Consider the following 16,683-nt stretch of genomic DNA (forward strand, 5'->3'; position numbering starts at 1 on the left):
TGCTCTGTGCCGGCAGTTCAACTATGCACTCACCCCTTCACCCCGCCCGCCGTGAGGCCGGAGACGATCTTGCGCTGGAAGATGAGAACGAGGACGACGAGCGGCACGGTGACGATCACCGATGCGGCCATGATGTTGCCCCACGGGATCTCGAATTGAGAGCTGCCGGAGAGCAGGGCTATGGCGACCGGCACGGTTCGCTGCTCGTTGCTGGAGGTAAACGTCAGGGCAAACAGGAACTCGTTCCAAGCACCGATGAAGGCGAGTAGCCCGGTGGTCGCCAGCGCCGGCCACATCAGCGGCAGGAAGACGCGGCTGATGATGATCCAGGGCGTGGCGCCATCGAGGATCGCCGCTTCCTCCAGTTCGATCGGCAGGTCGCGAACGAAGGCGGTGAGCACCCAGACGGTGAACGGCAAGGTGAAGATCATGTAGGACAAGATCAGCGCGAACGGCGAATTGTAGAGGCCGAAGGTGCGGATCAGCTCGAAAAGACCGGCAAGCACCGCCAATTGCGGGAACATCGAGACGGACAGGATAATGAGGAGGAGAGCCGAGCGGCCTCTGAAGCGGATGCGCGCCAGCGCATAGGCAGCGGTGACGCCCAGGAACAGCGAAATGACGACAACAGCGCTCGAGATGAACAGCGAGTTCACGAGGTTGCGCAGGAAGGTCCCCTCGGTGAAAACGGTCTTGTAATTGCTGAAGGTAATCGTCTTCGGCCAATAATCGATCTGGAAGAGCGCCGTCCCGGATTTCAGGCTGGTGATGATGGCGTAGTAAAATGGGAATACCGCGACGACGACGATAACGGCGACGAGGAGGTAGAAAGCCGTGCGCTTGACGATCCACATGGTCAGCAGCCCCACATGATCAATAGTCCTTGTCCAGTCTTATCCGGCCGAGCCACAGAACGAGCATGGTCAGCAGAGCGAGGATGAGGAAGAGCAGCGTCGAGGCGGCGGAACCGGAAGCGAACTTGTCGAACTCAAACAGGCTCTCGCGGGCAAACACCGACATCGACTTGGTGTGTATGTTGTTTGGCGTTAGCACGTAGATCAGATCGAAGATGCGCAGGGCATCGAGACCGCGAAAGATCATGGCCACCATCAACGCCGGTCGGATGAGCGGCAAGGTGATCTTCCAGAAAATTCTCCACGCGCCGACGCCGTCGAGCTTGGCGACCTCGTAGATTTCTTGTGGAAGCATCTGGAGGCCGGCGAGAATGAGAAGCGCCATGAAGGGGGTCGCCTTCCAGATGTCGACAACAAGGACGGCGACCATCGCCGTGTCGGCGCTGGCCGTCCAGGCGATCTTGGTGCTGACCAGGCCGAGCTTGAGCAGGACGTCGTTGATGATGCCGAACTGGTCGTTGAGCATCCACTGCCACATTTTCGCCGAGACGATCGTCGGGATCGCCCAAGGGATGAGGATCGCGGCGCGCACGATGCCGCGGCCGCGAAACTTGGCGTTGAGCACCAGCGCGACGATCATGCCGAGCACCGTCTCGCAGGTCACCGAAATCACCGCGAAGCGCACCGTGTTCCAGACGGCGCGCCACCAGACCGGATCGGCGAGCAGCCCGTCATAGACGACGCGGCCGCTCGGCATTTGCACGACGGAGAAATAGTTGGCGAAGCCAACCCAGCGGCGGGCTTCGAGGTCGGCGAGCGAGGCATCGGTGAAGCCGAAATAGATCGTGCGCATCAATGGCCAAGCGGCAACGGCGGCGAGCACGATGAGCATCGGAGCAAGCAGCAGCCATGCCGAGCGCACACGCTGACGCGCCAGCAGCGAGCCTGAGCGCGGCGAGGTCACCAGGCGGTGCCTTTGAGCCTGGTCAAGGAGAACTCCAGATCGGCAAGGTTGTCGGCGGCTGTGCCCTCGCCGGAAATGGTATTGTGGACGGCGGTCCAGAACTCGCTCGATGCCTCATTGTACCGGCTCTTGGCTTGGGCCGAGGGACGCGGCACCGCGTTGAGGACGACTTCCTTCCAGCGCGGAATCACCGGCTGGGCGCTGGCGATGTCGGCATCGTCATAGAGTGCCTGGATGGTCGGCAGATATGCCCCCTTCAAGGCGCGGTACTTCTGCATCTGAGGCGAGGCGATCCATTTGACCAGCTCGATCGCTGCATCCGGGTTCTTCGAATATTTGGAAACCGCGAGATTCCAGCCGCCAAGCGTTGCTGCCGGGCGCGCGCCCTCGCCCGACCCCGGCGGCAGCGTGGTCACCTCGAACTTGCCTTTGATGGGGGAGCTTTCGCTGTTGCCAAGCGCGTAGGCGTAGGGCCAGTTGCGCATGAAGACGGCGTTGCCGGTCTGCCAGACGCCGCGCGACTCTTCTTCCTGGTAGGCCAGAACGCCGGGCGGCGAGATGGTTCCCACCCAGCTCCTCGCCATTTCCAGCGCCGCAGCTGCTTGCGGATTGTTGATGGAGATCGTGCCGTCCGGCTCGATAATCTGGCCGCCGCCGTTCGACTTCACCCATTCGAGTGCATCGCAGGTCAGCCCCTCATAGGCGTTGCCCTGGAAAACGAAACCCCACATGTCCTTGTTGCCGGCCGCGCGCTCCTTGTCCATGACAAGCTTGGCGGTATCGGCAAGTTCAGCCCAGCTGGCCGGGACCCTGGCGCCGTATTTGTCGAGGAGATCCTTGCGGTAGTAGAGCGCCGGAGCGTCGGTGAATATCGGCAAGGCGACGAGCTTGCCGTCGACGGTCTGCGATTTGATGATCGATGGGAAATGGGCGCCAACGACATCCTTGGTCGCTTCGGTCAGGTCGATGAACTGCCTTGCAAGCTGGGGGGCCCAGATGATGTCCGTTTGATAGATGTCGACGTCGCTGCTTCCGGCGGCAAGCCAGAGCCGGTATTGGCCAAACTGGTCCGTCGCCGAGGGAGGCAGCGGAACGACGCTAACGTTGTTGCCGGTCTTCTTCTCGTATTGATCGAGGATCTCGCGAAGGATTCTCTGGCCGTTGCCGGTATCTCCGGACACCATGGCGAGGTCGACAGCCCGCGCCGGCCCGGCCGCCAGAACTGCGGCCACGGCAAATGCCGCAAATGCGGAATGAAATTTCATGATGGCGGACCTCCCTTTGGAGCTTCAGGCCGGGCAGCAGAAACGACGTCGATGCCTGACACCGTCTCCGCACACCGGCAGCTCACAAGACGCGTATTCGCCCACCAGCACTGAACTACAAAGATACGCCTTGGTTCCCAACACGGAGGGTCCGGCGCCACGCGGTAGCGCAAGTTCCCCCTCGGTAATGCACCTAAAGCGTGTCGCGTTCGATCGGCCTCATGCGACGCGCTTTAGGTTCTTGTTTTTATGCATGTCGTTATCGCAAAACCGCTGCACACTTTTGCGCGACATGCATTAAGGCCCCCGGCTGGCCCCAACGCCGCCGGGAATTGCCGCTGGCATTGGCGAAGGTGATGGTTCAAGAAGGATCAACGACAGGCTTTCCTTCATGTCCTCCATCCGCCCGCTGATCCCCCTCCTGATCGCCGCCGGCATCCTGCTCGGCGGCAACGGCCTGCAGAGCACGTTGATTGCGCTGCGTGGTGCGCAGGAAGGTTTTCCCGCTTCCTCGATCGGCCTGATGGGCACGTTCTATTTCGCCGGCTTCCTGCTCGGCTGCCTTGCCGTGACCCGCATCATGAAGTCCGTCGGCCATGTGCGCGCCTTTTCGGCACTCGCGGCGATCGCCTCGGCGGGAACGCTGCTTCTGGTGCTGGTCATCGATCCGGTGATGTGGTGCGCCGTGCGCTTTGCCGGCGGGTTCTGCTTTGCCGGCCTGTTCACCATCATGGAAGCCTGGCTGAATTCCGGCGTCACCAACACCGACCGGGCGCGGGTGCTTGCCATCTACCGGATGGTCGACATCGGCTCGGTGACGGGCGCCCAGTTCCTGATCCCGATCTTTGGCGCCGGCGGCTTTGCCATCTTCGCCATCATGTCGATGATGATCACCGTTTCACTGGTGCCGGTTTCGCTCGGCGACCGCTCCAATCCGACGCCGCCGGAAGACGTCAAGCTCGATTTGGCGCGCGTCTGGCGGATCTCGCCGCTCGGCTGCTTCGGCTGTATCGCCGTCGGCGTCACAAACAGCGCCTTCCGCACCCTGTCGCCGGTCTATGCCGAGCAGATCGGCATGTCGGTCGCCGACGTCGTCACCTTCGTCAGCGTCGGCATTTTCGGCGGCGCCATCATCCAATACCCGCTTGGCTATCTCTCCGACCGCTGGGACCGGCGCTCGGTGCTGCTGATGACGACGTGCTGTGCGATGGTGGCGGCACTGGCGCTGGCATTCGTGGCAGGCGGCAGCCCGTTTCTCAACTTCCTGCTCGTCTTCATCTTCGGCTGCTTCGCCATGCCGCTCTATTCGTTGTCAGCGGCGCATTCCAACGACCGCGCCGACAAGGGCGAGTTCGTGCTGATCAACGCTGCCTTGATGCTGTTTTATTCCTTCGGCGCCATCGGCGGGCCGTTCGCAGCCTCGACGGTGATGCAATTTTTCGGGCCGAGCGCGCTGTTCGTGTTCAGCGCCACCGTCTATGCGATCTTCGTGGCCGTCATCCTTTACCGGATGCGGGCGCGCTCCGCCGTGCCGGCCACCCATCGCAGCCGTTTTACGGCGCTGTTGCGCACTTCGACGGTTTTTGCCCGGTTGGCGAAGCGGAATGCCGATCCCGATGAACCCGCAAAGCCTGGATAGAGGTGCTTGCGCTTGACGAAAGCGCGCGCGGCTGAAATTGAAAGAGACCCTATCCCTTGCCAAAAGCGATTTGATGCACGTCATCACCACCCAGAAAGAACTCGAGACCGCTATTGCCGCTTTCGAAAAGGCGGAATTCGTCACCGTCGATACCGAATTCATTCGCGAAACGACCTTCTGGCCGATCCTGTGCCTGATCCAGATGGCAGCGCCCGGGGTGACCGCGCTGATCGATCCGCTGTCGCCCGACATCGACCTGAAACCGTTCTTCAGGCTGATGGCCAACGAGGCGATCGTCAAAGTCTTCCATGCGGCGCGCCAGGACATCGAAATCATCGTGCATCTCGGCGATCTGGTGCCGCATCCGGTGTTCGACACCCAGGTCGCGGCAATGGTCTGCGGCTTCGGCGACAGCGTCTCCTACGACCAGCTGGTGCAGCGCATCACCGGAGCGCGGCTCGACAAGTCCTCGCGCTTCACCGACTGGCGCCACCGTCCGCTGTCCGAAAAGCAGCTCGACTACGCGCTCGCCGACGTCACCCACCTGATCGAGGTCTACAAGCATCTCAGCGCCGAGCTGGTGCGGGAAAACCGCGCCCACTGGCTGAACGAGGAGATGGACGTGCTGACCTCGCGCGAGACCTACGATCCGCATCCCGAGGATGCCTGGAAGCGGCTCAAGATGCGGCTGCGCAAGCCGCAGGAACTGGCGATCGTGCAGGCGGTGGCCGCCTGGCGCGAACGCGAAGCGCGCGAGCGCGACGTGCCGCGCGGCCGGGTGCTCAAGGACGATGCGATCTACGAAGTGGCGCAGCAGGCGCCGCGCGACGCTGCGGCGCTGAGCAAGCTGCGTACCACGCCGAAGGGCTGGGAGCGCTCGTCGACGGCGACGGCACTGCTTGGCGCGGTAAACGCTGCCCTTGCCCTGCCCAGGGAAGAGATGCCGAAGCTGCCGAAGAGCTTCCAGCCGCCGGAGGGGTCAAGCGCCGCGGCGGAGTTGCTGAAGGTGCTGCTGCGGATCGTTGCCGAAAAGGAGGGCGTCGCATCCAAGGTACTCGCCTCCAGTGACGACATCGACCGCATCGCTGCCGAGGGCGAGGAAGCCGACGTGCCGGCATTGCAAGGCTGGCGGCGCGCCGTCTTCGGCGAGGCCGCGCTCAAGCTGGTGCGCGGTGAACTCGCCATCAGGTTCGACAAGCGCAAGATCGCTGTATTCGATTTGTAGCCTTGAGCTTGCTCAGATCAAGCCGAGCAGATGCAGCGCTAGCCATATCCAGCCAAGTGCAAGAACTACCGCGCCCAGGTAGAATGCCCTGCTGCGCAGGATTAGCCGATTCCTGGTCAAGTGGACCGACGCGTGAAGATAGCGGGAGACGACAAAGATCCACATCAGAGCCAAGGTCAGATAATTGACGCCATTGGTCACGTGCAGCGTCAAGCATAAGACGTAGAAAAGCACCTGCAGTTCGAACTGGTTGCTCAGATTGTCGGCGACGGTGATACTGGACCCAGGCTCCGTCGAGCGCGTCTTGAACTGGCCGGTCTTGGCTTCGCCCGACCTGACCGCACCATAGCGGCGCCGGCCCATTACGATATAGACGATATAGACCAACAGCACCTGCGCCAGGATCGGCCAGAAGATCGCGGTCTGGTTCAAGACGCCCCCTATCGTTGTCACCCAACCTTCAAGGCCGTTTCTGAGCCATCAGAGTGAAAGCCGCAATGACAGTCACTGGTATCGCCAGTAGGGCGAATTTGGTGACGATCAGCGCCGAGGCGAAAGATAGTGAATCCGGATTGGCCGACAGAAAATCGGACAAAAGACGAGCCACGGCGATATTCTGGGCATAGTCGGTAAGCAGGTAGGGCAGCACCAGCACAACCGCGAATATCGACTGGGTTTGCGCAGGCAGTGCACGGAAATTCTTCAGCCGCCGGCCCGTGGCCAGGATCAGGCTGACCATCGTCAGCGATAGCAGCGCCGGAAAAAGCAGGTCGAAGGTCAGGTAATGCCAGACGAGAATAATTTCGCTGCCGCGCCGGCCGAGGGCTGTTAGCCAGGCCATGCCCTCATCCGGGGTGAAACCGGTATAGCGCATGTCGAGCGACGGCAGACCGCCGCTCAATCGGCGAAAATAGAGGAACTCCATCGCCGTCATGATGATGAAAACCGCCACGGTGGCGGTACAGAGTGCGGCCGCGTGGCGCGACAGCCGCAGGATCATTGCCGCCAGATTGCGCCAAAGCGCATGGCGATCAGGCTCCGCCAGGATAATTCGGGCTTTCGCGGGTAATCGTGACGTCATGGGCGTGGCTTTCACGAAGTCCGGCATTGGATATCCGCACAAAAGTGGCGCGCTCGCGGAAATCGGCAAGGTCGCGGCCACCGACATAACCCATAGCGGCTTTCAGGCCGCCTGCAAGCTGGTGCAGCACGCCAGACACAGGTCCTTTGTACGGCACCTGCCCTTCGATGCCTTCCGGGACCAGTTTCAGCGTGTCGCGCACCTCGGCCTGGAAATAACGATCGGCGGAGCCGCGCGCCATCGCGCCGACCGAGCCCATGCCGCGATAGGCTTTGAAGGAGCGGCCCTGGTGCAGATAGACCTCGCCCGGGCTCTCGTCCGTGCCGGCCAGCAGCGAGCCGATCATCGCCGCGCTGGCGCCGGCGGCCAGTGCCTTGGCGAGATCGCCCGAATATTTGATGCCGCCATCGGCAATGACCGAAACGCCGGATTTCTGCGCCGTCTCGACCGCCGACATGATCGCCGAGAGCTGCGGCACGCCGACGCCGGCGACGATGCGGGTGGTGCAGATGGAGCCTGGTCCGATGCCGACCTTGACCGCGTCGGCGCCGGCATCGATCAGCGCCAAGGTGCCTTCCGCGGTGGCGACGTTGCCGGCCAAGATGCGAACCGAGTTGGACAGCTTCTTGGCCCGCGTCACCGCATCCAGAACGCGCTGCGAATGACCGTGCGCGGTGTCGATCACGAGAAGGTCGACGCCGGCGTCGATGAGGCGCTCGGCCCGTTCGAAACCGTCATCGCCGACGCTGGTGGCGGCGGCGGCGCGCAAGCGCCCCTGCGCATCCTTGGTGGCGTGCGGGTTGAGCTGCGACTTCTCGATGTCCTTGACCGTGATCAGCCCGACGCAATTGCCGTCCCGATCGACCACAACAAGCTTCTCGATGCGGTGCTGATGGAGCAGCCGCTTGGCCTCGTCCTGATCGACGTTCTCCTTGACCGTGATCAGGTTCTCGCGGGTCATCAGCTCATAGACCTTTTGCGCCGGATCGGACGCGAAGCGGACGTCGCGGTTGGTCAGGATGCCGACGAGCCGGCCGACCGTGTGGCCGCCGGTGCCGCCGTTCTCGACCACCGGAATGCCCGAAATGCTGTAGGTGCGCATCAGACCCAGCGCATCGGCAAGCGTCGCCTCGGGACCGATGGTGACAGGGTTGACCACCATGCCGGACTCGAACTTCTTCACCTGCCGCACCTGCTCGGCCTGTTCGGCCGGCGAGAAATTGCGGTGGATGACGCCAATGCCGCCGGCCTGGGCCATGGCGATGGCGAGCCGCGCCTCTGTGACCGTGTCCATGGCGGCCGACAGGATCGGCACGTTGAGGTCGATGTCACCTGCGATGCGGGTGCGGATGTCGGTCTCGCCGGGCATGACCTCGGAATGACCCGGCTGCAGCAGCACGTCGTCAAAGGTCAGCGCCAATGCGCCGGTGGACGTCTCGATGATTTTTGCCATGGCCAGCCCTCGGAATGCAGGAAAGGCGCTCGCCCTGATGGACAGCGCCGACTCGTCTTCTTCCCTTTCAGGATTGGCGCTGGCTCGTAACACGTCCCGTGGCCGTTGAAAAGCCGATGGTTGTGTAGTGGCAAAGCTGCATTTGCCGCAGGTGATGCAAGACTTGCGGTCGCACAAACGTGACAGCAAATTAATGCGACATTCGGGCCCAGCCATGATAACCGCCCTACCTGTCGGTTTGGCCCCCAAGGCCGGCAAGAATCGCGACGCGCATTTCAAGACCGGATCCATCGTGAACCGCACCATTCCGCTTATCCTGGCGGTCGCTCTTTTCATGGAAAACATGGATTCGACCGTCATCGCGACATCGTTGCCGGCGATCGCCATCGACATCCACACCAGCCCGATCGCGCTCAAGCTGGCGCTGACCGCCTATCTGGTATCGCTGGCGATCTTCATTCCGATAAGCGGCTGGATGGCCGACCGCTTCGGCGCCAAGAATGTCTTCCGCGCCGCGATCGCCGTGTTCATCGTCGGTTCGGTCGCGTGCGCCATTTCCAATTCGTTGCCGGCTTTCGTGGTGTCACGCTTCCTGCAAGGCATTGGCGGCGCCATGATGACGCCGGTCGGGCGTCTGGTGCTGGTACGCGCGACGCCGAAAAGCGAGCTCGTTGCCGCCATGTCGTGGCTGACTGTCCCGGCTCTGGTCGGCCCCCTGGTCGGCCCGCCGGTCGGCGGCTTCATCACGACCTATTTTTCCTGGCACTGGATTTTTCTGATCAATGTGCCGATCGGGCTGATCGGCATCTGGCTGGCCACGCGTTTCCTGCCGAAGACCGACGCCGCGCAGACGCCGCCGCTCGATCTCATCGGTTTCGTGCTGAGCGGGCTGGCGGCATCGGGCATTGTGTTCGGCCTGTCGGTGGTCAGCCTGCCGGCTCTGCCGCCAGTTGCCGGCTTTATCACCGTTGCCGTCGGGCTGGCATCGGCGGTGCTTTACCTGCTGCACGCGCGCCGCGCCAAGAATCCGCTGCTGGCGCTCGAGCTGTTTCGCAATCGGGTGTTCCGCTCGTCGGTGCTCGGCGGCGGACTGTTCCGCATCGGCATTGGTGCCGTACCTTTCCTGTTGCCGCTGATGTTCCAGATCGGTTTCGGGCTGACGCCGTTCCAGTCCGGCATGATCACCTTCGTCTCGGCGATCGGCGCCATAGGCATGAAATTCGTCACTGCCCTGATCTTCAGGGTCGCCGGCTTCCGCCGGGTGCTGATTTCAGGCTCGCTCATCGCTGCCGCGTCCATCGCCATCAACGGCCTGTTCACACCCGACACGCCCTATGGGCTGATCCTCGCCATGCTGCTCGCCGGGGGCTTCATCCGGTCGATGTTCTTCACCGGCATCAATGCGCTTGCCTACGCCGAGATTTCGGCCGCCGACACCAACAAGGCCACGCCGATCACGGCGGTGTTCCAGCAGTTGGCGATCGCACTCGGCGTGGCGCTGGCCGGCGGCATCCTGGAAGTGTCGACCAATATCCATGGCGGCCCGCTGACGCTGAGCGACTTCCACACCGCCTTCTTCATCGTAGCGGCGGTGTCGGCGGCAGCCTCGCTGTCGTTCATGCGGCTGGCGCCGGACGCCGGCAATGCCGTGTCGGGACATGGCAGGTTGACGCCGCCGAAGACGCTGGAGCCGGTGAGCCCGCCGGGGAGTTGAGGACCCCTTCCCTTCTCCCCTTGTGGGAGAAGGTGGATCGGCGCGCAGCGCCGAGACGGTTGAGGGGTGTTGGAAGAAATGAGGCGATGATAACTGCAAGCGTGTTGCCAAGCTGGAACACCCCTCATCCGACCTCGCTTCGCGAGGCCACCTTCTCCCACAAGGGGAGAAGGAAAGGGCGCTACCCCTTAAAATCCTTCGCCAATAAATAAAGCTCCACCGACTCGTCGCGCGAGGCCGGCGGCTTGACGTGGTGGACCGAGCGGAAATTCCGCTTCAGCCTGGCCAGCAATTCGTTTTCGGCGCCGCCCTGAAACGTCTTGGCGAGGAAATGTCCGCCAGGCTTCAATACCGACAGCGCGAAATCGGCCGCCACCTCGCAAAGATGCATGGTGCGGATGTGGTCGGTCCGCTTGTGGCCGGTGGTGGGTGCAGCCATGTCGGAGAGCACGATGTCGGGCTGGCCGCCCAGCGTCTCGGCCAGCTTTTCGGGTGCCTGCGGATCGAGGAAATCCATCAGCAGCACCGGCGCGCCCGGCACGGCGTCCATCTCGAGATAGTCGATGCCGACGACGTTCGGGTGTTCCGCGGTCGACTTGGTACGCGCGGCGGCGACCTGGCACCAGCCGCCGGGTGCCGCACCAAGGTCTATCACCTTCATGCCGGGCTTGAGCAAATGGTGCTTGTCGTCGATCTCGATCAGCTTGTAGGCGGCGCGCGAGCGATAGCCGTCGGCCTTCGAGCGCTGGACATAGGGATCGTTGATGTGGCGCTGCAACCAGCGGCGCGACGATTCCTTCAAGCCGCTTTTCTTCTTGATCTTCGTCTTCAGCACGCGAATGCCGGCGGAGCTCGGTCTTTCCGGTTTTTTGGTCATTGCCGGCCCCGCCCGCTGTTGCGCCAGACGCCGTCATCGGCCATCAATTCGCTCAGTATGCCCTCGCGCAGGCCACGGTCGGCGACACGCAGCCGCTCCGACGGCCAGACGGCACGGATCGCCTCCAGTATGGCGCAGCCGGCCAGAACCAGGTCGGCGCGGTCGGCGCCGATGCAAGGGTTGGCGACGCGCTGCTGGAAATCCCAGCCGACCAGTTTTTCGACCATGCGGTCGACGCTGTCGCGATCCATCCACAGCCCGTCGACGCGGCGGCGGTCATAGCGTTCGAGGTCGAGATGAACGCCGGCCAGCGTCGTCACAGTGCCCGATGTGCCGAGCAAATGGAATTTCGGGCTGGACAGGAGGTGGCTCAGCCGATCGCGCCCGTCGAAGGCGCGCAGCCGCATTGCGACATCCTCGACCATGGCGCCAAAGATCGCGCGCGTCACCGTGCGGCCGCCAAAACGCTCGGCCAGCGAGACGACGCCGACCGGCAGCGACGTCCACGAGACGATGTGGTTGGCAAGCCTTGGCGAGCGCTGACCGGTGAGGTCGATCAGCGCAATTTCGGACGAGCCGCCGCCGATGTCGAACAGCACGACGCCTTGCGTGTCGCGCTCGACCAGCGAGCCGCAGCCCGACACCGCCAGCCGCGCCTCGGTCTGGCGGTCGATGATCTCGAGCTTCAGGCCGGCCTCGCGCTCGACGCGCTCGAGGAACTCGACGCCGTTGGCGGCGGTGCGGCAGGCCTCGGTGGCGATCAGCCTGGCCTTCCTGACCTTGCGGTTGCGCAACTTGTCACCGCAGATCTTCAGCGCCTCGACCGCGCGGTCCATTGCGGCGGCGCCAAGCCGACCATTGGCGGTAAGGCCCTCGCCCAGCCTGACAATGCGCGAGAAGGCATCGATGACGCGGAACTGGCCATGGCGCGTCGGCACCGCGACCAGCAGGCGGCAATTGTTGGTGCCGAGATCGAGCGCCGCAAATACCGGCAATTCCTGCAGCGGTGGCGGCGTGCGGGCACCTTGCTCCGGCCTTGGCGAGGCTGGAGGCAATTGCGCGATCGAGGACTGGGGCGCGATCGAAGCCGCTGGCTGGGGCGGGCGAGCGGCCGGGGCCTCGCCGGCGGCGGACACCGAAGTGCCTGATATCACCGGACGAGCCTCGTCGCGTGCGAAAACCTTGCGCCCGCGCCGCCGCTTGCGCCGTTTCTTGGGTTTGCCGTTCTGATGCGGGCCGTTCTGGCCCTTGTGGTCGTGGGACGTGTCGCCAGCCTGTCCATTGCCGGACCGGGGCTGCACCTGACGGCCGTAGCGTCCGGTGGATGGGCTTGCCTGGCCGGACGGCGTCGGCGAATCCCTGGACACGCCCACTTCCGGCGCGCCAGCGCCGGCTTCGTGGTCTTCCACTGTCGTTCCTTCCGGCGCCGCGCGAACCGAGATCGGACGCAGCAGGCGCTTTTACATGTTCAAGTTGTCGCCAGACTATCAGCGCCGGGCCGGATCACCAAGAGCGCTCGCGGCGAATTTTGCCGGCGGCGTGAAGGCGGCGACGTCGGTGATCCCTTGTCCCCTGGGGAGAAGGTGGCCGAGCGAAGCTCGGTCGGATGAGGAGTGCCGGAAGGATCGCGGCATTGAAGATGTAACCCCTTCAAATCATTTTATTTTTTCGAGCCGAGTTCCTTCCGGCACCCCTCATCCGGCTCGGCGCTGCGCGCCGATCCACCTTCTCCCACAAGGGGAGAAGGGAAGGCGCGAGCGCCACAACGCGCCTTCCCGGTTGAATAGCCGGCTTCAATGAGGCATTTCTGAAATGAACCATTCGGGACTGCGGGCGGTTTGCCTGCTGCGAACCGGAAAACGGGGTACGGGCTGCAACGCATGATCGTCAGGCCATGAACTGGAGGCGTTATTTCTGGCCCGTGATCGGCATCGCCGCGGTGGTGTTCTCGCTGTGGCTGCTGCTGCACGAATTGCGCGGCATCTCGCTCGACGATGTCTGGGCCGGCATAATCGCCATCCCGGCGCGCGGCTGGGTGCTGGCGGCGCTGAGTTCGGTCATCGCCTATGCCTCGCTCGCCGGTTACGACCACATCGCGCTGCTGCACATCGGCAAAAAAGTCTCGTGGCTGTTCGTCACCTTCTGCTCGTTCACCACTTACGCGCTGTCGCACAATATCGGCGGCTCGGTATTTTCTGGTGCGGTGATCCGCTACCGCGCCTACGGCACCAAGGGCCTGACCGGGCAGGATGTCGGCGTTCTGGTGGCGATTTGCTGGATCACCTTCGTGCTGTCGACACTGTTCGTCTCAAGCATCGTCCTGCTGCTCGAGCCCGAGGTGATCGACCGGTTTTCCGGCACGCCGCATCACAAGCTGTCGCAAGCCGCAGGGCTCGCCATGCTGCTCGTGGTGGCGGCCTATGTCTTCGGCAGCTGGCTGCATCTGAGGCCGCTGAGGATCGGCAGCTTTCAGTTGCACTATCCGGCGCTGCCGATCGTGGCGCGGCAATTGCTGGTCGGCCCGATCGAGCTGCTGGCGGCGGCGGCGATCATCTTCTTCGCCCTGCCCGTCGCCGGCAATCCCGGCTATTTCGTCGTGCTCGGCGTCTTCCTGGTGTCGTTCTCGATCGCGCAGATCTCGCATGCGCCGGGCGGGCTCGGCGTGTTCGAGGTGGTGTTCCTCGCGGGCTTGTCACATATGGATCAGGTCGGCGTGCTGGCAGCGCTGCTGGTGTTCCGGCTGTTCTACCTGATCGTCCCGCTGCTGATCGCGCTCGGCGTGGTGCTGTTCTTCGAGCACTCGCAATACAGTCGCAGCGAGAGTTGAAGTGCCGGAAGACGATGATTGAGCCCCAACACAGGGTTGACTATTTTCCGGCGGCGGCTACAAGGGCCGCGCGGCTGCCTGGCGGCCCACCCTGCTGGGGAATAGGTTAACGGTAGACCCACGGACTCTGACTCCGTTAGTCCTGGTTCGAATCCAGGTTCCCCAGCCAACAAGCCAAATCAGAGACTTATGGCGATCGGGATTTTTCGTTTCCTGCAATTTCGTGCCGCGACACGCCACACTGTTAGCCGCTATCCAATTTGAACGACGGCAGGCGGCTGGTCCGCATCCGCTGCGGCTACTGCAAGAGCTCTACAATTATTTCCCCGATGATCTGATCCAGATTTTTGGCGATGTGGACATCGACTCGCTGGCTTACCGAATGAAAATGCGAAGACGGCAAGGATCACAGCAGGCTGGAAGTGGAGCCATTTTCCGCGACCAAGCGCGAGGCTGTCGGCCTTCGTATCCGCCGGCTGGAAATCAATCGTATTCCGGTATGGAGTGACGGATCGTAGGCAGGCTCTTGTGGCAAGACGGGGCCGCCCCGCTCGTATTCAAGCTCCTTCTGGCATCTTGTAAGGCTTGATGTATCCTCGACGTTCTAAATCGGCCCGGTCCTCGATTTTGGCCCCGTAAAGCTGTTGTCGAAGGTCCGATGCCTGATCCGGCCATAGTTGTTCTGCAATTTGCATCTTGTGGAGCACCGAATAATCTCGGTGTGGAGAAGGAAACCTGGTTAGCAATAGAAACATTGCGCCAAAAATACCGCAAATAAAGACATAGACAACGATTATCTTACTGTAAACTCCAAGAGATGACGCGATCCATATTTCCTTCATCAGAAGCATATTTATTGCGTACACGCATGCTATTACTACAATCAACAACATCAAATAAAAATATACGAAATATTTGGAAGCAGCCGAATGAAAACCTGTAAAAACCAGATGTGGTATATTCGATGGAAAGTATTTCCCGATGGCAGTCTCTGGAATCAAAGCTGACTGCATAACATTGAGTATACCCCGAGGAAAAATCCGCTTGAGAAGGTGGGCTATAGCCCCGTCGACGATTGCTACGTTGGCCTGGAGGGTGGCCGCGTATATTCCGAGCGTGCTTGATATAGCGAGAAGAGATTCCGCAACACCTGGAGAGCTTTTAATAGAAATTCCATAGACGCTAACATCGGTTCCTAGGTGAAAGTAGTTCGCAACCAAAAAGGTAAAAAGTGATATATTTAAAATGGTGAATTTCCCACTTGACGACTTAAGATGATCCCTTCTGGCAACAAGCAAATCCAGCAACGATCGATCCAGCTTGCCGACATCATCATCGTCTACAAGTTCGAGGTCGTGGTCAATGATCTGGGCAGGACTCAGCCAGCGTCGCGGGAACATCGCATTGTAGCGCTTGCGTTCCCGAAGCCAAAAACCGAGGCGAGCAAAAGGAAAGCTGCACCAGAACCGAATTCGGTTCCAGGTTCGCGTCAGGACGGCTCGCCCTTTCGCTGCGCTGCTCGATAGGTTCACGGTGTCCCCCCGGGCCTTCTGGTCAGGATGCAGCGCCGGCGTCACCCCCGCAAGGGCGGCCTCGCGATTCCCACGGTTTATATCAATTCCTGCTTCGGCAGTGAATTACGGTGACAGTGCACTTTTTGCCATGCCGCCGCCGCAGCAGCATGGTGCACCTTGCCCGCGTTCCCGGTCTGCCGCACCCCCAGCGCCGTACGGGCGAGCCAAAGTGTTTTCACGTCCGAAGAATATATGTTCCGCAAGAACTGCTCATCGAGTATTGCCGCGTCGCCGATGTCGCGGTTTTTCGATGCACCCGGGGGCCGAGAGTATCGCCGGGCAAATCGGCAAAGCCGAGAAACCCGGAAACGAGCCAGGCGGCGAAAAGAAAATAGTGCACCGGAATTACGGTGACGGTGCACTTTTTACCATGTTCGCCCCGCCGCATCGTGTAACCTTGCCCGCGTTCCCGGTCTGCCGCAGCACCGTACAGGCGAGCCAAAGTGTTTTCACGTCCGAAGACTATGCGTTCCACAAGGACCGCTCATCGAATATTGCCGCGTCGCCGATGTTGCGGTTATCGATGCTGGGGGATGCGGCAGACCGGGAACGCGGGCAAGGTGCACCATGCGGCGGGAGCGACATGGTAAAAAGTGCACTGTCACCGTAATTCCGCATGACAACCACCGCAAAATGCGGGTCTGGATGATGACCTCTGGCAGCCAAACCCCGTCCGCGTTAGAATGGGACAGGGGGACATTCACCAACCCAGCAAGGGAGGTCCGCCATGAAAGTCAAAGACGCAATGCATAAGGGTGTCGACTGGGTCAGCCCCGAAACCGCTGTCACCGAACTGGCGAAAATGATGCGAGCCCAGGATATCGGGTCGATTCCCATTGGAGAGAACGACCGACTGATCGGAATGGTGACCGACCGCGATATTGTCTGCAACGGACTGGCAGAAGATGGTTTCGACGGCCGCATCGCAACGGCGCGCGATGTTATGACGGCCGGCATTCACTGCTGCCGCGAAGACGACGATCTGGCCAAGGCCGTACGGCACATGGAAGAACTGAAAATCCGCAGGTTGCCGGTGATCAACAAGAATATGCGGATGGTCGGCATCCTTAGCGTCGGCGACGTCAGTCAGTCGGCACCGAGGGAACTGGTGTCCGAATACGTCAAGAGCGTTTCCGCCCACCACCACTGAAGGGCGGCTCGCCCGTGCGCTAAGGCCTCAGTCTGCCGCCGCGCTGGCCACAGCGCGCCG

15 protein-coding genes and 1 tRNA gene are annotated in these 16,683 nt (G+C 61.9%); 6 read left to right on the top strand and 10 right to left on the bottom strand.

Annotation, left to right across the window (positions count from 1 at the left end; translation table 11 throughout):
- Positions 1-29: 29 nt before the first annotated feature.
- From NKI17_RS24275 to NKI17_RS24285, 3 genes are all read right to left on the bottom strand, one after another.
- Positions 30-854 (bottom strand): carbohydrate ABC transporter permease, encoded by an 825-nt coding sequence (locus tag NKI17_RS24275; protein WP_352692527.1) that lies wholly within the window; start codon positions 852-854, stop codon positions 30-32.
- Between the two features lie 19 nt (positions 855-873).
- A complete protein-coding gene (locus tag NKI17_RS24280; protein ID WP_156937283.1) occupies positions 874-1,746 on the bottom strand; it encodes a carbohydrate ABC transporter permease in 873 nt (290 codons plus the stop codon).
- A 68-nt stretch (positions 1,747-1,814) separates the two neighbouring features.
- Positions 1,815-3,083: an ABC transporter substrate-binding protein gene (locus NKI17_RS24285; protein ID WP_352906901.1), complete on the bottom strand. Its 1,269-nt coding sequence runs from the start codon at positions 3,081-3,083 to the stop codon at positions 1,815-1,817.
- A 391-nt stretch (positions 3,084-3,474) separates the two neighbouring features.
- Here NKI17_RS24285 and NKI17_RS24290 point away from each other — a divergent pair, with 391 nt between their 5' ends.
- A complete protein-coding gene (locus NKI17_RS24290; RefSeq protein ID WP_352621034.1) occupies positions 3,475-4,722 on the top strand; it encodes an MFS transporter in 1,248 nt (415 codons plus the stop codon).
- 73 nt (positions 4,723-4,795) lie between these two features.
- Positions 4,796-5,947 carry a ribonuclease D gene (gene rnd / locus NKI17_RS24295; RefSeq protein WP_023674454.1) on the top strand — a complete coding sequence of 384 codons (1,152 nt, stop codon included), beginning with the start codon at positions 4,796-4,798 and terminating at the stop codon, positions 5,945-5,947.
- 12 nt (positions 5,948-5,959) lie between these two features.
- Here the strand turns inward: rnd and NKI17_RS24300 are convergent, their stop codons facing one another.
- The 3 genes from NKI17_RS24300 to guaB are packed head-to-tail and all read right to left on the bottom strand — an operon-like array spanning position 5,960 to position 8,481.
- A complete protein-coding gene (locus tag NKI17_RS24300) occupies positions 5,960-6,379 on the bottom strand; it encodes an MAPEG family protein (protein ID WP_352571486.1) in 420 nt (139 codons plus the stop codon).
- Positions 6,380-6,407: 28 nt separating this feature from the next.
- Positions 6,408-6,947 (bottom strand): hypothetical protein, encoded by a 540-nt coding sequence (locus NKI17_RS24305; RefSeq protein WP_352571507.1) that lies wholly within the window; start codon positions 6,945-6,947, stop codon positions 6,408-6,410.
- A gap of 31 nt (positions 6,948-6,978) precedes the next feature.
- Positions 6,979-8,481 (bottom strand): IMP dehydrogenase, encoded by a 1,503-nt coding sequence (gene guaB, locus NKI17_RS24310; RefSeq protein WP_352458563.1) that lies wholly within the window; start codon positions 8,479-8,481, stop codon positions 6,979-6,981.
- Positions 8,482-8,773: 292 nt separating this feature from the next.
- Between guaB and NKI17_RS24315 the strand changes: the two genes are divergently transcribed.
- Positions 8,774-10,195 carry an MFS transporter gene (locus NKI17_RS24315; protein ID WP_352571508.1) on the top strand — a complete coding sequence of 474 codons (1,422 nt, stop codon included), beginning with the start codon at positions 8,774-8,776 and terminating at the stop codon, positions 10,193-10,195.
- Positions 10,196-10,376: 181 nt separating this feature from the next.
- Here the strand turns inward: NKI17_RS24315 and NKI17_RS24320 are convergent, their stop codons facing one another.
- On the bottom strand, positions 10,377-11,072 hold the full coding sequence (locus tag NKI17_RS24320) for an RlmE family RNA methyltransferase (protein ID WP_023674449.1): 696 nt from the start codon (positions 11,070-11,072) through the stop codon (positions 10,377-10,379).
- Positions 11,069-12,481: a Ppx/GppA phosphatase family protein gene (locus NKI17_RS24325; RefSeq protein ID WP_352906902.1), complete on the bottom strand. Its 1,413-nt coding sequence runs from the start codon at positions 12,479-12,481 to the stop codon at positions 11,069-11,071. The genes NKI17_RS24320 and NKI17_RS24325 overlap by 4 nt, the downstream gene beginning before the upstream one ends.
- Positions 12,482-12,966: 485 nt before the next feature.
- Between NKI17_RS24325 and NKI17_RS24330 the strand changes: the two genes are divergently transcribed.
- Together NKI17_RS24330 and NKI17_RS24335 are read left to right on the top strand one after the other, a co-directional pair.
- Positions 12,967-13,899 (top strand): putative bifunctional lysylphosphatidylglycerol flippase/synthetase, encoded by a 933-nt coding sequence (locus NKI17_RS24330; protein WP_352571488.1) that lies wholly within the window; start codon positions 12,967-12,969, stop codon positions 13,897-13,899.
- A gap of 95 nt (positions 13,900-13,994) precedes the next feature.
- Positions 13,995-14,068, top strand: a tRNA-Gln gene (locus NKI17_RS24335).
- 388 nt (positions 14,069-14,456) lie between these two features.
- On the opposite strand, the gene NKI17_RS24340 is transcribed toward NKI17_RS24335, so the two are convergent.
- Positions 14,457-15,431 (bottom strand): hypothetical protein, encoded by a 975-nt coding sequence (locus NKI17_RS24340; RefSeq protein WP_352906903.1) that lies wholly within the window; start codon positions 15,429-15,431, stop codon positions 14,457-14,459.
- Positions 15,432-15,648: 217 nt separating this feature from the next.
- Complete coding sequence (locus tag NKI17_RS24345; protein WP_352458760.1) at positions 15,649-15,948, bottom strand: hypothetical protein; 300 nt, start codon at positions 15,946-15,948, stop codon at positions 15,649-15,651.
- Positions 15,949-16,200: 252 nt separating this feature from the next.
- Here NKI17_RS24345 and NKI17_RS24350 point away from each other — a divergent pair, with 252 nt between their 5' ends.
- A complete protein-coding gene (locus NKI17_RS24350; RefSeq protein WP_023674444.1) occupies positions 16,201-16,623 on the top strand; it encodes a CBS domain-containing protein in 423 nt (140 codons plus the stop codon).
- The last annotated feature ends 60 nt before the right edge of the window (positions 16,624-16,683 follow it).

The sequence above is a fragment of the Mesorhizobium sp. M0816 genome (genome assembly GCF_040320005.1).
In the GTDB taxonomy this organism is placed as follows: domain Bacteria; phylum Pseudomonadota; class Alphaproteobacteria; order Rhizobiales; family Rhizobiaceae; genus Mesorhizobium.

Bases quoted from the DNA above. Each gene is read 5' to 3' on its own strand.
- NKI17_RS24280 (WP_156937283.1), bottom strand. From the start codon at position 1,746: ATGCTCATCGTGCTCGCCGCCGTTGCCGCTTGGCCATTGATGCGCACG.
- NKI17_RS24290 (WP_352621034.1), top strand. From the start codon at position 3,475: ATGTCCTCCATCCGCCCGCTGATCCCCCTCCTGATCGCCGCCGGCATC.
- NKI17_RS24275 (WP_352692527.1), bottom strand. From the start codon at position 854: ATGTGGATCGTCAAGCGCACGGCTTTCTACCTCCTCGTCGCCGTTATC.
- rnd (WP_023674454.1), top strand. From the start codon at position 4,796: ATGCACGTCATCACCACCCAGAAAGAACTCGAGACCGCTATTGCCGCT.
- guaB (WP_352458563.1), bottom strand. From the start codon at position 8,481: ATGGCAAAAATCATCGAGACGTCCACCGGCGCATTGGCGCTGACCTTT.
- NKI17_RS24320 (WP_023674449.1), bottom strand. From the start codon at position 11,072: ATGACCAAAAAACCGGAAAGACCGAGCTCCGCCGGCATTCGCGTGCTG.
- NKI17_RS24330 (WP_352571488.1), top strand. From the start codon at position 12,967: ATGAACTGGAGGCGTTATTTCTGGCCCGTGATCGGCATCGCCGCGGTG.
- NKI17_RS24285 (WP_352906901.1), bottom strand. From the start codon at position 3,083: ATGAAATTTCATTCCGCATTTGCGGCATTTGCCGTGGCCGCAGTTCTG.
- NKI17_RS24350 (WP_023674444.1), top strand. From the start codon at position 16,201: ATGAAAGTCAAAGACGCAATGCATAAGGGTGTCGACTGGGTCAGCCCC.
- NKI17_RS24305 (WP_352571507.1), bottom strand. From the start codon at position 6,947: ATGATCCTGCGGCTGTCGCGCCACGCGGCCGCACTCTGTACCGCCACC.